Source organism: Streptomyces griseorubiginosus (assembly GCF_001514195.1).
Classification (GTDB): Bacteria; Actinomycetota; Actinomycetes; order Streptomycetales; family Streptomycetaceae; genus Streptomyces; species Streptomyces griseorubiginosus.
The window spans coordinates 387401-402420 of the sequence record NZ_KQ948738.1 but is presented as its reverse complement, the minus strand read 5'-3'; the positions used below and the strand labels follow the sequence as shown (position 1 = coordinate 402420).

Sequence of the window (15020 nt, the reverse complement as noted above, 5' to 3'; positions counted from 1 at the left end):
ACCGCACGTGAGCATACGGCTCGGCTACCACATCCCGTACTTCCATCACACGGAGACGGTCACCGACCTCTTCCCCGCACTGGTCGCCCAGGTGCGAGCCGCGGAGGACTCCGGCTTCGACCTGGTCACCACGATGGACCACTTCTACCAGCCGCCCCTGATCGGCCCGCCCGACGGCCCGATGCTCGAGGCGTACACCCTGCTCGGTGCACTGGCGGCAGCCACCGGCCGGGTGCAGCTGTCGACCATGGTGACCGGCATCGGCTACCGCAACCCCGCCCTGCTGGCCAAGATGGTCACCACGCTCGACGTGATCAGCCAAGGGCGCGCGGTGCTCGGCGTCGGCGCCGGCTGGCACGAGCAGGAACACCGCGAATACGGCTACGAGTTCGGTACCGTCGCGGAGCGTTTCGGCCGGTTCGAGGAGGCGCTCGCCATCGCCGTCCCCATGCTGCGCGGGGCGCGGCCGCGGGTCGACGGGCGTTGGTTCCGGGCCGAGAACGCCATCAACGAGCCCCGGCTCCGGGAGGACCTGCCGCTGCTGATCGGAGGCGGGGGCGAGAAGAAGACGTTCGCGTTCGCCGCCCGGCACGCCGACCACCTCAACATCATCTGCACCGCTTCGGAGCTGCCGCGGAAGATGGCCGCGGTGCGGGCGCGGTGCGCCGAGGCCGGCCGTGATCCGGCGACTCTGGAGACCAGCTTCGCCATGCCGCTGATCATCGACGAGGACGGCGACCGGGCCCGCAAACTGCTGGACGAGGCGTTGCTCAGGTCGGGCGTGAACGTGGCCGAGCTGACCGACTCCGAGCGGGCCGCGGCGACCGACCGGTTCTTCGTCGGTACCCCGGCCGAGGTCACCGAGCAGCTGCGGGAGCGGGTGCTGTGCCACGGAGTCGACGGGCTCATGGCCAACATGCTGGCCAACGCGCACGATCCGGACGCCATCACGCTGGCCGGGCGCACGCTGGCCCCCCTGGTCGGGCTCGCGCCGGAGGCGGGGACGACGACATGACGACAGGCGGATCGCAGCGCCTCACCGGAGGTGACGTACTGATGCAACAGCTGGGGGTGAACCCGCCGGTGCAGCTGCTCTGGCGGGTCCAGGGCCGGCCGGCCCCCGAAGCGCTGGCGAAGATCCACAGCAACCTGGCCCAGGGCCCGTTGAACCGCCGGATGCGGCCGGCCCGGCTGCCGCTGGCCCGCCCGGTCTGGGAGCGGCACACCGGCTGCCGTCCGCTGCGCGTCTCACCGAGGACGGTCGCCCCGGAGGAGGTGATGGACTGGGCCGACGCCTCCTGCCGGGTCGAGCTCGACGCCCATGGAGGCCGCGGCTGGGAACTGAGCGCGGCGCATGTCGCCGACGGTACGTCCGTGGTGTCCCTGGTGGGTTCGCACGCGCTGACCGACGGCCAGGGCCTGATCGGCGCCGCCACGCTCGCCGCCCGGGAGACCGCCCGGCAGGGGCGCTCCGGGCCGCCCTCGCTCGTGGACGACATCACCGACGCGCTGACGGAAGGCGTGTGGACGTACTCCCGGCTGGCCCTGGCGCGGTTGCGCGACAAGGCCGCCGAGGTACCCGCCACCGCCGGCCGGCTGCTGTTCGGGCGGTCGCCGCAGGGTGGCGGCGCGGTGCCCGTCCGTTCCCGGCTCGCCTTCACGGTGTCCGCCGCCGAGGCCGAGCGGGTGGCCGAGCGCGGTGGAGGCAGCGTGACGGGGCTGATGCTCGCCATGACCGCGAACATCCTGCGGGCGGCGCGGGGCACCACCGAGGCGGGCCGGCCGTTCACGCTTGGGCTGCCCGTGAGCTTCCGGCGGCCCGGCGACCTGGAATCGTCCAACATGGTCGGCATCGCCACGCTGTGCCTGGACGGTCTGCGCGGCCGCTACACCGACCTCTCGGAAATCCGCCGACTGAGCAAGGCGGCGTACTCCGAAGCGGTCGGTCGGCACCTCACCGGCTACCCGCAGACGGACGCCGCGCTGTCCAACGCCGGCGAGATCCTGCCGGAGGCCCGGGACGTCTTCGGACCCGCCCTGGGCATTCTCTTCCGCACCGTCTCGGGCGCCGGGGGACCGCCCGGCCGGATGAACTGCTTCGTCCTCCGGGCCGGCGAGACCGTGTCCGTCGGTTTCCAGTCCGCCGGTGTGGAGGTCGATCACGGCCTGGTCGAGCTGGAGTTGGACGCGTGGGGCATCGCCCCGACGCACACCTGGTGATCCCGGGGCATCGCCCCGAGGCACACCTGGTGATCCCGGGGCATCGCCCCGACGCACACCTGGCAATTCCGGGGCATCGCCCCGAGGCACAGCTGGTGATTCCGCGCGTTCTCGCGGGCCCCCGGAGGCCATGACGGCCTCCTCGCGGCGGCCCGCGAGAACGTTGTACTTGCAAGAAAACGTAGTTCACTGCTAGAACAGTGTTCTGAACCGGAAGGCAGAGAGGTGCAGTGATGGACGCTGACGTGATCGTGGTGGGCGCTGGACCCACCGGTCTGATGCTGGCCCACGAGCTGGCCCTCGCCGGCGCACGCGTGGCCCTGCTCGACAAGGGGCCCGGCCGGACCGGCGAGAGCCGCGCCCTGAATCTCCACCCCCGCACCGCGGAGATGCTGGCCCTGCGCGGCATGCTCGACGGCGCGGAGGAGCAGGCCAGGACCCGGCTGGAGACCACCCATTTCGCCCACCTGCCCGTCCCGCTGACGCTGGACGGCTGGAACTCCCGCTACCCGTACCAGGTCGCCATCCCGCAGGCCGAGGTCGAGAAGGTGCTGGAGGAGCACCTCGCCGCCCTCGGGGTGCGGGTCCAGTGGGACGCGGAGGTCACCGGCATCGAGCAGGACGACGAACGGGTCCGCGTCCAGGCCGGGGGCAAGTGGATCGAGGCCCGCTACCTGGCGGGCTGCGACGGCGGCCGCAGTTTCGTCCGCAAGGAACTCGGAGTCGACTTCCCAGGACTGGACGCGCGGTGGTTCGGCACCGTCGCCGACGTCGTGCTCGGTGTCACCGGTGAGGGGATCGCGACGACCTGGGACACCAAGGGCTCGCCCCGGATGCGTCCGGACGGGTCGTTCGCGAACATCTTCCCGATCGGCAAGGAGTCGGACGGCGTCTACCGGATCTTCTACAGCGTCGCCGACCAGGTGATCGACGACCAGCGCGCGAAGGTGCCGGAGGACGAGGTCATCGCGGTGATCCAGGATTTCTACGGCGCGGAGACCGAGGTGAAGGAGGTGCGCTGGGGCTCCCGGTTCAGCGACGCCTCACGCCTCGCGGAGCACTACCGCATCGGTCGGGCCTTCCTCGCGGGCGACGCCGCTCACGTCCACCTCCCGCTCGGCGGACAGGGGCTCAACACCGGCGTGCAGGACGCCATGAACCTGGGCTGGAAACTCGCCGCCGAGATCGCCGGCTGGGCCCCCGAAGGGTTGCTCGACACCTACCACGGCGAACGCCACCCGGTGGGCGCCGGCGTCCTCACCAACACCCGCGCCCAGGTCGCCCTCGGCCAGAAGGGCATCGAGCACGACGCGCTGCGTGAGATCTTCGCCCAGCTGATCAAGCTGCCGGAGGCCAACCGCCTGCTCGGCGGGGCGATCTCCGGGCTCTCCATCCGCTACGACCTCGGGGGCGACGAACCCGTCGGGTCCCGGCTCACCGACTTCGCGCTGCCGGACGGCCGTTGGGCCGGCGAACTGTTCCACCAGGGGCACGGGGTTCTGCTCACCACGCGGACGGAACTCGTCGCCGAAGCGGCGCCGTGGACCGGCCGGGTGGACGCCGTGGAGGTACCGCAGCTCCCCGATCTCGCCGCCGAGGCCGTGCTCGTGCGCCCCGACGGTTACATCTGCTGGGTGCCCGGCACGCCGCTCGTGGAAGCGCTCCACCGCTGGTTCGGCACGCCCTGACCCGTCCTCCTTTCCGTCCTGCACTTCCCCCCCCACAACTCCCCCCACACGCACAGGAGATCCATCGCATGACCGTTCTGGTGACCGGAGCGACCGGCAACGTCGGCCGCAAGGTTGTCGAGTCCCTGCTCGCGGCCGGCGTTCCGGTGCGCGCCACCTCCCGGAACCCGAAGACCGCCGGACTGCCCGCGGGCGTCGACGTACACGCCGGGGATCTGGACGACCCCGGTTCGTTCAAGGACGCTCTGTCGGGCGTGGAGAAGCTCTTCCTGTTCCCCAACCCGTCCGGCATCGCCGAGTTCCTGGACCTCGCCAAGGCGTCCGGGGTGCGGCACGTGGTCCTGCTGTCGTCCGCCGCGGTGGGCGCGCCGGACGTGACCAGCCATCCGATCGGCCTCATGCATCTGTCGGTCGAGCAGGCGGTGGAGCGCAGCGGTCTCGCCCGTACGGTGCTGCGGCCGGGCGCGTTCGCGAGCAACGCGCTGCAATGGGCTCCCGCGATCCGCGAGAGCGGTGAGGTCCGCATCCCGTACGCCGAGAGCACGCTCTCCCCGATCCACGAGCGTGACATCGCGGCGGTCGCCGTGCAGGCCCTGCTGACGGACGGCCACGAGGACGCCACGTACGAGCTCACCGGCCCGGAGTCCATGACACAGCGCCGGCAGGCCGAGCTGATCGGAGCGGCGACCGGGCGTCCGGTGGCCGTCGTCGACCTGGTCGACGGCGCCGCCAGGGCCCAACTGGAGCTGGACTACGGCGGTTTCGGAGTGCCGGGCCTGATCGACTCCGTCCTCGGCACGTACGCCGCCTCGGTCGGTACCGCCGCCCCGGTGACGGACACGGTCGCCCGGATCACCGGCCGCGCTCCGACGGCCTTCGCCGACTGGGCCCTGGAACACCGTCAGGCGTTCACCGCTGCCTGACGCCCGGCCCCCCCACACGAAGGAGCCGCACCCGGTCCGGGTGCGGCTCCTTCTCCTACGGCCCTGACATCCCCTCACGTACGCGCCGCCGCCGTGCTGGAGCGCAGTGAGATCGGTGGGGTCAGCAGGATGTGGCGGGGCGGGGCGTCCGGCGCGGTGATGCGTTGCATCAGGAGAGCCACGGCCTTCTCTCCCATTTCCAGGGCTGGTACGTCCGCCGCGGTGAGGGGCGGGCGGAAGTCCTCCGCCCAGGTCCTGGCCGCCACCCCGGTGATGGAGAAGTCGTACGGCACCGCGAGGCCGGCGTCGGCCAGCGCCCGCTGGATGCCGGGCAGGGCGGCCTCGTTGATCGTGGTCACGGCGGTGAGGCCGGAATGCCCGCGCAGCAGCGCCTCGACGCACTCCTGACCTGAGCGGGCGTCGTCCCCGCACGGCACCTCGATGCCGTCGAGACCGCGTTCGGCCACGGCGGCCGCGAAACCCTCGCCGGCCCTGCGCGCGGGACCGTAACCGGCCGCGACGAGTTCGGCGGAACGCGTGATCAGCGCCACCCGGCGGTGCCCGAGGTCGGCGAGGTGCCGCACGCAGTGCCGGACCAGGCCGGCGTAGTCGACGTCGATCCAGGACATCCCCTGGTCGCCGGCCGTGTGCCCGATGCCCACGAACGGCACCCCGGCAGCCTGGAGGCGGCCCACACGGGGGTCCTCCAGACGGATCTCCATCAGGATGACGCCGTCCACGCGGCCCTCCGAGACCAGCCGTTCGAAGGAGCGGTCGTGGTCCTCGCCGGAGGGGGACAGGAGCACATCCAGGTCGACCCGGGCGGCCGCGTCGACCACGCTGGCCACGAAGTCCAGTTGCATGTGTGTGAGCCGGTTGCCCGCCGGCGGGATGACGAGACCGATCGTCCGGGTCCGGCCCTCCTTCAGGGCCCGAGCGGTCGCGTTGGGCCGGTACCCCAGCTCGTCGATCACGTCCTGCACCCGTCTGCGGGTGCTGCTCGCGACGGGACGCTTGCCGCTGAGCGCGTACGACACCGTGCTGCGGGACACGCCCGCGCGCCGAGCGATCTCCCCGATGTTCATGCAGCCCCCAAGAACCCACCCGGAGGCCGACAGGACGGACCGCGGCCCTCGGTGCTCCGCCGGACACGAGTGCGGGTCCGAATTTCTCGGACACCGGACTCCGGACACCAGACACCAGACACCGTACGGCGCGACGCGAACCGATGCGCGTGCTCGCCGAAACATTTCGAGCCGACGATGCCCTCGACCCGCAGGAATCAGCCGTCGAATCGATTCCGCGACAAGCTTCGCGAGAGGCCGTCCCACGACCTTGACAGCCCGCGGAGCCGGGAGCACCGTCTCCCCCCGAAACCTCTCTGCAATCTCGCGCCCCCAGCGTCACCGCACGACCCGACCGGGTTGCGCCGGCACGGTAGGAGATCAGTCGAGCACCGTGCGGCGGGGCCTCACGCGCCAGCACTGAAGGATGACCATGTCGAGAGCCGAAGTGCTCCGCGGCCGGTGGGCCGCCGCCCCGGTAGCTCTGCTCGCCTTGTTGGCCGGCAGCCTGGCCACGGCCACGGCTGCGTTCGGCGTACCCACCGAGCGCCAAGAGCCTGCCGCCGCCACCCTGTACGTGGATCCGGCTGCCGCCCCCGGCGGGACCGGCACCGCCGAGCAGCCGTTCGCGACGATCGACCAGGCGCGGCAGCCCGCCCACCGCCTCGCGGCCGACGCGGACGTCGTCGTCAACCTGGCCGGTGGCACCTACCGGTTGTCCCAGCCGCTGTCCTTCGGCTCCGGCGACGGCGGCCAGAACGGACACACCATCACCTACCAGGCCGCCCCAGGGCAGCAGCCGGTCCTGAGCGGCGCCCAGCGTATTTCCGGTTGGCAGGTGCATGATCAGAGCAGCAACATCTGGTCGGCCCACGTCGGCAGCGGCGTCAACACACGTCAGCTGTACGTGAACGGCACCCAGGCGCCGCGCGCGGCGATCCAGGTGCCCCGCTCCGCCTTCACGTTCACCCAGACCGGCCTCACCGTCACCGACTCCTCCCTCGACTACCTGGCCGGCCTCTCGGACCAGAGCCACATGGAGGTCGAGAGCCTCAACTCCTTCACCGACCGCTATGCGCCGGTCAAGTCGATCAGCGGCAGAACGATCACCATGCAGCAGCCCGCGTGGAACAACAACTCCTGGGGCTACGACACCGTCAACGCGCCGTTCGCCGGCGGGACGATGTACCTGGAGAACAACTACGCGTTCCTCAAGCAGGCCGGACAGTGGTACCTGGACGCGTCCACGGGCGACCTCTACTACCGGGCCCAGCCCGGGCAGAACCCGAACAGCCTCGACGTCGAACTGCCCCGGCTCCAGAGCCTGCTCGGCGTCAGCGGCAGCTACGGCTCACCGGCGACCGGCCTGAGGTTCAGCGGCATCCGGTTCACGGGAACCTCCTGGCTCGGCCCGAGCGGACCCGACGGCTACGCGGACCAGCAGAGCGGCGCGCACATCACCGGCACCTTCGCGATGCCCGCCAACTGGCTCAGCACCTGCAAGTCGGGGTGCACCCAGTTCGAGGCCACCCGCAACCACTGGGTGCAGATGCCCGCGGCCGTCCAGGTCTCCGCCGCCACCGACATCGCGTTCTCCGGCAACACCTTCTCCGAACTCGGGCAGGCCGGCCTCGGCGTGGGCAACGACGGCGTCGCCACCGCGTCCGGCGTCGGACTGGGCGCCAACGGCGTCACCGTCACCGGCAACACGTTCACCGACATCGCCGGCAGCGGCATCCAGGTCGGCGGGATCCAGCCGGACGCACACCACCCCGGCAACCCGCAGATGACCAACCAGAACATCACCATCAGCAACAACAAGGTCAGCGGGGTGGGCACCGACTACAAGGAGACCGCGGGAATCCTGTCCACCTACGTCACCAACGCGACGATCACCCACAACCAGTGCGACCACCTGCCCTACGACGGGATCGACATCGGCTGGGGCTGGGGGATGAACGACCCGGGTGGCAGCCAGGACTACGTCAACCGCGGCACGTACAACTACCAGCCGATCTACAGCACCCCCACCACACTGAAGAACAACACCGTCTCCCACAACCTGGTCTTCGACACCAAGAACGCGATGTACGACGGCGGCAGCATCTACAGCCTGTCCGCGGCCCCCGGCTCGGTGATCTCCGAGAACTACATGTACGACAACAACCGCACCACCGCGCTCTACCTCGACGAGGGCTCCCGGTACCTGAAGGTGTCCGCCAACGTGGTGCAGGACGCGGGCAACTGGGCTCTCACCAACGCCAACGCGAACAACCACACCGACGACAGCACCTTCTCCGGCAACTGGTACAACGGCGGCAACACCTACGTGGCCACCGGCCCGCCGCACAACAACGTCCTCACCGGCAACGTCCAGGTCAGCGGAACCAACTGGCCGCAGGGCGCCCGGCAGGTCATCCAGCAGGCAGGCGTCCAGCCGACCGGCGGCGGGGAGGGATTCCCCACCGGCCGGCACCAGTTGGTGATCGGCAGCAGCAGCCTGTGCCTCGACGTGTACGGCAACTCCACCGGCGCCGGCGCCGCGATCGACCAGTGGACCTGCAACGGACAGGGCAACCAGCAGTTCGAGTTCCTGCCGGTCTCGGGCGGCTACGGGCAACTGCGCGCGCAGCACTCCGGACAGGTCGTGGCGGTGGCCGGCGGCTCCACGACCGCCGGTACTCCGGACATCGTGCAGCAGGCCCCGGACGGATCGGCCGGCGCTCTGTGGCTGCCGGTGCGGCAGTCCGACGGCTCGTACTCCTTCCAGAACAAGAACAGCGGCCTCTGCCTCGACGTCTACGGCGGCGGCAGCAATCTCGGCCAGCAGCTCGACCAATGGCCCTGCAAGAACACGGCCGGCAGCAACCAGGACTTCACACCCCGCTGACCGGCCCGCGCACTCGTTCACCCCACCCACTGACCCGCACCAGTGAGGAACGCTCATGAAGAAGTACCTGGCCCCCTGGGCCGCGGCGCTGGCGACCGTGCTCGGTCTCGCCGCCGCCCCGCACGCGGCGGCCGCCACCGGCACCGAGTCGCCGCCCTCCGCCGTACGGGCCGCCGCGCCCACCGCCCTGCGGTTGATGCCGCTCGGGGACTCCATCACCTGGGGAGTCGGCAGCTCGTCGGGGAACGGCTACCGGGGCTTCCTGCGGGACCAGTTGGCGGCCGAGGGACACGCACCGGACTTCGTCGGCTCGGGTCGCAACGGCACCATGTCCGACCCGGACAACGAAGGCCACTCCGGCTGGCGGATCGACCAGATCACCGGCATCGCGGACTCCGTGCTGGCCCGCTACCGCCCCAACGTGGTCACTCTGGAGATCGGCACCAACGACCTCAACGGCAACTACCAGATCCCGACCGCCCCCGACCGGCTGCGCGCGCTCATCGACCGGATCACCAGTGCCGCGCCCGACGCGACCGTCCTGGTCGGCACGGTGATCATCTCCACCAGCGGCACGGAGGAGGCCAACCGGCCCGCGTTCAACGCCAGGATCCCCGGGATCGTCCAGGACGCGCAGGCCGCCGGCAAGCACGTACGGCTGGTGGACATGAGCGCCCTGACCAGAGCGGACCTGGCCGACGCCCTGCACCCCAACGACACCGGCTACCGCAAGATGGCCGACGCCTTCAACGCCGGGATCCAGGCCGCCGACGCGGCCGGCTGGATCAAGCCGCCGGTGTCCGCGGGCGGCGCCGAGGTGCGCTCGGGGATCGCGGGCAAGTGCCTGGACGTCAGCGGCGGCAACAGCGCCAACGGGACCGTGGTGGACAGCTGGTCCTGCAACGGCTCCGACGGCCAGCTCTGGTCCGCTCGCTCCGACGGCACCCTGCGGGCCCTGGGGAAGTGCCTCGACGCCACCGGTCGCGGTACCGCCAACGGCACGAAGATCGCTGTCTGGGACTGCAACGGCGGCACCAACCAGCAGTGGCAGACGTACAACGGCGGTTACCGCAACCCGGTCTCCGGCCGCTGCCTCGACATCCCCGCCGGATCCGCCGACGGCACGCAACTGGTCCTGTGGGACTGCAACGGCGGCGCCAACCAGCAGTGGACGGCTCTCCCGGTCTCCTGACCCGGTGAACCTCAGGTGAGGTGACCGACCACCCGCGCCCGGCACGGCGGCCGTCGCCGGACGCGGGTTCCGGCCTGCCCTGACAGCGGCTCCCACATGCGTATACATGGGATGGATACTGTTCTGGTGAGGGGTGACAGGTCTATTGACAGTGCGGGAGGCGTGTGGAATCACTATCGACATGGGATGTCTGAGGGTTTCCTGTGATGCTCCCGAGCGTCCGGGCCCCTTCGGACAGGCACGGCACTCTCTGTCCCCTTCCCCCACTGCCGAGGAACAGAATGCAGCCTTCATCCGTTCAGCCCTGCAGCCCCGCGGCCCTTGGACAACGCTTACCGGCGGCCGCCACCGCATGTGTGATGGCACTGCTGGCCGTGCTGCTGTCGAACGCGCCCTCATGGCCGGCACCGGCGTCGGCGGCGACCCTCGTGAGCTCGGCGTCGGGCCGGTGCCTCGACGTCAAGGGCAACGTCGACACACCGGGCACCGCGCTGGACATCTGGGACTGCAACGGCCAGACCAACCAGGCCTTCGAGTTCACGTCGGCGGGTGAGCTGAGGACGATGGGCGGCACCCGGTGCGTGGACGCCTACGACAACCGGACGGCCCCCGGAGCCCCCGTGGTCATCCGGGCCTGCGACGGCCGCCCGGCCCAGGTGTGGCGTCAGAACTCCGACGGGTCCGTCACCGGCACGGCATCCGGCTTCTGCCTGGACGTCAGCGGAGCGGCAACGGCCAACGGCACCGCGGTCATCCTGTGGACCTGCAACGGCCAGAGCAACCAGAAGTGGAGCACCCCAGCATCCCCGCCGCCTCCGCCCGGCGGCTCCGGCCCCTGTGACCTCTACGCCGCGGGCGGCACGCCGTGCGTGGCCGCGCACAGCACGGTGCGTGCGCTCCTGAGTTCGTACAACGGCTCCCTCTACCAGGTCAGGCGCTCCTCGGACAACGCCACCCGGGACATCGGCGTGCTGGCGCCCGGCGGCTTCGCCGACGCGGCGGCGCAGGACGCGTTCTGCGCGGGCACCTCGTGCGTGATCACGGTCGTACGCGACCAGTCGGGGCACGGCAACGACCTGTGGTACCAGGGTTCGTCCCAGGTCCCCGGGTCGAGTCAGAGCAGCCCCGCGAAGGCGACCTCCGAGTCGCTCACCGCCGGGGGCACCAAGGCGTACTCGCTGTACATCAACCCCGGCAACAGCTACTGGCGGGACGGCCACCTGACCGGCGTACCGACCGGTGCCGCACCCGAAGGGGCGTACATGGTGACCAGCGGTACCCACGTCAACAGCGGCTGCTGCTTCGACTACGGCAACAGCGAGACGACCCGGAAGGCCGACGCCGCCGGTGCGATGGACGCGATCAACTTCGGTACCGAGTGCTGGTTCGGCGGGTGCGCCGGCAGCGGTCCCTGGGTGCAGGCCGACCTCGAATGGGGCCTGTACCCCGGCGGCAGCCAGTCCTGGAACCCCAACCAGCGGGCATTTCCCAGCAAGTTCGTGACGGCGATGCTGAAGAACAACGGCACGTCGAGGTTCGCCCTCAAGGGCGGCAACGCGCAGTCCGGTGGTCTCACCACCCTGTGGGACGGCGGACTCCCCGGCGGATACAGCCCCATGAAGAAGCAGGGGGCCATCGTCCTGGGGAGCGGCGGCGACTGCTGCAAGCCAGGCGGTGGCGCCAACCTGAGCGCCGGCACCTTCTACGAGGGAGCCATCGTCGCCGGCTACCCCTCCGACGCGACCGACAACGCCGTCCAGGCCAACATCACAGCGGCCGGCTACCGCTGAGTCCTTCTGTCCTACGGCGAGTTCTGCCGTGACCCGGCCCCAGGAGCTAATGACATGGGCATGATTACCCGGGTGTTGGCGTGCGCCTTCTCCCTCGCGCTGTTCTGCGTGGGCGTCCCTCTCCTCTCCCTCGGTACGGCACCACCCGCCGCCGCGCTCGGCAACGGGCTCGCACTGACCCCGCAGATGGGCTTCAACGACTGGAACGCGTACGGCTGCAACGTGTCCGAGTCCCTGATCAAGTCCACCGCACAGGCGATGCACACCAACGGCATGCAGGCGGCGGGCTACTCCTACGTCAACATCGACGACTGCTGGATGACCCACAACCGTGACTCCGCCGGCCGCCTGGTGCCGGACCCGGCCAAGTTCCCCGACGGCATCAAGGGCACCGCGGACTACGTGCACTCGCTGGGGCTGAAACTCGGCATCTACGAGGACGCGGGCACCGCGACCTGCGCCGGCTACCCCGGCAGCCTGGGCCACGAGACGACGGACGCGCAGTCCTTCGCGTCGTGGGGCGTGGACTACCTGAAGTACGACAACTGCAACAACACCGGGGCCCCCGCGCGGACCCGGTACACCGCGATGCGTGACGCGCTGGCGGCCACCGGGCGGCCGATCCTGTACAGCCTGTGCAACTGGGGCCAGGACAACGTGTGGACCTGGGGCGCGGACGTGGGCAACAGCTGGCGCACCACCGGGGACATCAGCGCGAGTTTCTCCAGCATGCTGTCGATCTTCCACAGCAACGTGGGACTCGCCTCGTACGCCGGTCCCGGTCACTGGAACGACCCGGACATGCTGGAGGTCGGCAACGGCTCGATGACGGCCACCGAGAGCCGCAGCGAGTTCAGCCTCTGGGCGGAGATGGCGGCGCCGCTGATCGCGGGCACCAACATCCCCTCGGCGAGCGCGGACACGCTGGCCACCCTGACCAACTCCCGGGTGATCGCGGTCGACCAGGACCCCCTGGGCAAGCAGGGCACCATGGTGTCGTCCTCGGGCGGCCTGGACGTCCTCGCCAAGCCGCTGGCGAACGGGGACGTGTCGGTGGCGCTGTTCAACGAGACGGGCTCGACGGCGACCATCTCCACCACCGCGGCCGCGATCGGGAAGACCGGCGCCTCCTCCTACACCCTGACCGACCTGTGGTCGGGGGCGACCTCCGCCACCTCGGGCACGATCAGCGCCTCCGTACCGGCGCACGGCACGGTCATGTACCGGGTCGCGGGCGGCACCAGCGGCGGCGGCTCCGCCGTGACCGGCGCGGTGCACGCCGTGGGTGCGGGCAAGTGCCTCGACGTACCCCGCGCGACCACGACCGCCGGCACCCAGGTGGAGATCTGGAGCTGCAACGGCGGCGCCAACCAGACCTGGACGCACACCGCGTCGAACCAGTTCACCGTCTACTCCGGCAGCAGCCAGATGTGCCTGGACGCCTACAACAACCAGACCACGCCGGGGACCAAGGTGGAGATCTGGTCGTGCAACGGCCAGACCAACCAGCAGTGGACGCTGAACGCCGACGGCACCATCACCGGCGTCCAGTCGGGCCTGTGCCTGGACGTCGCCGGAGGGGCCACCGCCGACGGCACCCTCGCCGAGTTGCGGACCTGCAACGGCGGCAGCAGCCAGCGGTGGACGTTGGGATGACTCCGCATTCGGAACCCGGAGGAGAGCTCCATGCTCGCACCAGGCAGTGATCGCCCACGCAGGCGATGGAAAGCCGTGTTCCTTGTCGCTCTGGCGACGATCGTGGCCGCGTTCGGTGCCCCGGCGTTCGCCACGGCGCCCCGGCCCGCAACAGTGGCTCAGCGTGTTGCCGACGCGTCGCTCCCGTGCGACCTCTACGCCGCGGGCGGTACGCCGTGCGTGACGGCGCACTCCACGACCAGGGCGCTTTTCGCGTCGTACAACGGCCCGCTCTACCAGATCCAGCGGGCCTCCGACCGCAGCTACCGCGACATAGGTCTGCTGAGCGCGGGCGGCTACGCCGACGGCGCGTCACAGGTGTCGTTCTGCTCGGGCACGTCGTGCACGATCACGAAGATCTACGACCAGAGCACCCAGCACAACGACATGCCGATCTCCTGGGGCGGCTACTGGAAGGGCCCCGGGCCCAACGGTTCCGACGTCGGCGCGGACGCCATGGCCCTGCCGGTGACCGCGGCCGGCCACCAGGTCTTCGGCGTCAAGGTCGCCCAGGGCGTCGGCTACCGGCACGACAACGCCAAAGGCGTGCCCACCGGATCCCAGCCCTCAGGCATCTACATGGTGACGTCGTCGAACTACACGAACCAGTGGTGCTGCTTCGACTACGGCCTCGGTGAGAACACCCACACCGACACCGGCAACGCCACCATGAACGCGATCTACTGGGGCAACGCCTGCTGGTTCGGCGGCTGCACCGGGTCGGGGCCGTGGGTGGAGGCCGACCTGGAGAACGGCATGTTCCACACCAACACCGGCTCCAACAAGGACCCGAACAACCCCGGTGTGCACCACCCCTTCGTCAGCGCCTGGGAGAAGAACAACGGCACCACCAACTTCACCCTCAAATACGGCGACGGCGCGAGCGGCGGCCTTACCACCACCTTCTCCGGCCCCCTGCCGAACGGCTACTCGCCGATGAAGGTCGACAGTTCCGTCCTGCTCGGCACCGGGGGAGACAACAGCGTCTCCGGCACCGGCGAGTTCTTCGAGGGCGCCGTCACGGCCGGCTACCCCTCCGACGCCACGGAGAACGCCGTCCAGGCAAGCATCACCGCGGCCGGCTACGGCTCGGGTGGCGGTGGCGGTACCTCGACCGCGCTGCACGCGGTGGGCGCGGGCAAGTGCCTGGAGGTGCCGGGCGCGTCCACGACCCCGGGTACGCAGACGCAGATCCGGGACTGCTCGGGTGCGGCGAACCAGACCTGGTCCCGGACCGGCTCCCGCGAGCTCAGTGTGTACTCCGGCAGCAGCCGGCTGTGCCTGGACGCCTCCGGCCAGGGCACCAGCCCCGGCACCAAGGTCATCACCTGGACCTGCAACGGCCAGCCCAACCAGCAGTGGAACGTCAACGCCAACGGCACCGTCACCAGCGCCCAGTCCGGCCTGTGCCTGGACGTGACCGGCGCCGCCACCGCCAACGGCACCCCCGTGGAGCTGTGGACCTGCAACAGCCAGTCCAACCAACAGTGGTCGCTGAGCTGACCGTGTGAGGGATCCGCGCGCGGCTCCGGGGCGGCATCCGACCGCCGCCCCGGCA

10 protein-coding genes are annotated in these 15020 nt (G+C 70.4%); 9 read left to right on the top strand and 1 reads right to left on the bottom strand.

The features are described 5' to 3' along the window. Positions 1-7: 7 nt before the first annotated feature. The 4 genes from AQJ54_RS24500 to AQJ54_RS24485 all read left to right on the top strand — a co-directional run bounded on the left by AQJ54_RS24500 (position 8) and on the right by AQJ54_RS24485 (position 4831). Entirely contained in the window at positions 8-1015 is a 1008-nt protein-coding gene (locus AQJ54_RS24500) for an LLM class F420-dependent oxidoreductase (RefSeq protein ID WP_062240982.1), read from the top strand. Beyond that, on the top strand, positions 1012-2220 hold the full coding sequence (locus tag AQJ54_RS24495) for a hypothetical protein (protein ID WP_062240980.1): 1209 nt from the start codon (positions 1012-1014) through the stop codon (positions 2218-2220). Before AQJ54_RS24500 ends, AQJ54_RS24495 begins: the two co-directional genes overlap by 4 nt. A 233-nt stretch (positions 2221-2453) precedes the next feature. Next, complete coding sequence (locus AQJ54_RS24490; RefSeq protein ID WP_062240978.1) at positions 2454-3908, top strand: FAD-dependent oxidoreductase; 1455 nt, start codon at positions 2454-2456, stop codon at positions 3906-3908. Positions 3909-3976: 68 nt separating this feature from the next. Then, positions 3977-4831 carry an NAD(P)H-binding protein gene (locus AQJ54_RS24485; protein WP_062240976.1) on the top strand — a complete coding sequence of 285 codons (855 nt, stop codon included), beginning with the start codon at positions 3977-3979 and terminating at the stop codon, positions 4829-4831. Positions 4832-4905: 74 nt separating this feature from the next. Here AQJ54_RS24485 and AQJ54_RS24480 read toward each other — a convergent pair whose 3' ends face one another. Continuing rightward, entirely contained in the window at positions 4906-5916 is a 1011-nt protein-coding gene (locus tag AQJ54_RS24480) for a LacI family DNA-binding transcriptional regulator (protein WP_062240974.1), read from the bottom strand. A gap of 412 nt (positions 5917-6328) precedes the next feature. Between AQJ54_RS24480 and AQJ54_RS24475 the strand changes: the two genes are divergently transcribed. The 5 genes from AQJ54_RS24475 (at position 6329) to AQJ54_RS24455 (ending at position 14965) form a co-directional block, all read left to right on the top strand. After that, complete coding sequence (locus AQJ54_RS24475) at positions 6329-8785, top strand: RICIN domain-containing protein (protein WP_248845434.1); 2457 nt, start codon at positions 6329-6331, stop codon at positions 8783-8785. A gap of 55 nt (positions 8786-8840) precedes the next feature. Then, a complete protein-coding gene (locus AQJ54_RS24470) occupies positions 8841-9977 on the top strand; it encodes an SGNH/GDSL hydrolase family protein (RefSeq protein WP_062026321.1) in 1137 nt (378 codons plus the stop codon). A gap of 359 nt (positions 9978-10336) precedes the next feature. After that, positions 10337-11767 (top strand): arabinofuranosidase catalytic domain-containing protein, encoded by a 1431-nt coding sequence (locus AQJ54_RS24465; protein ID WP_062240972.1) that lies wholly within the window; start codon positions 10337-10339, stop codon positions 11765-11767. 54 nt (positions 11768-11821) lie between these two features. After that, on the top strand, positions 11822-13423 hold the full coding sequence (locus tag AQJ54_RS24460; protein ID WP_062240970.1) for a glycoside hydrolase family 27 protein: 1602 nt from the start codon (positions 11822-11824) through the stop codon (positions 13421-13423). A gap of 30 nt (positions 13424-13453) precedes the next feature. Continuing rightward, a complete protein-coding gene (locus AQJ54_RS24455) occupies positions 13454-14965 on the top strand; it encodes an arabinofuranosidase catalytic domain-containing protein (protein WP_062240968.1) in 1512 nt (503 codons plus the stop codon). Positions 14966-15020: the final 55 nt, after the last annotated feature.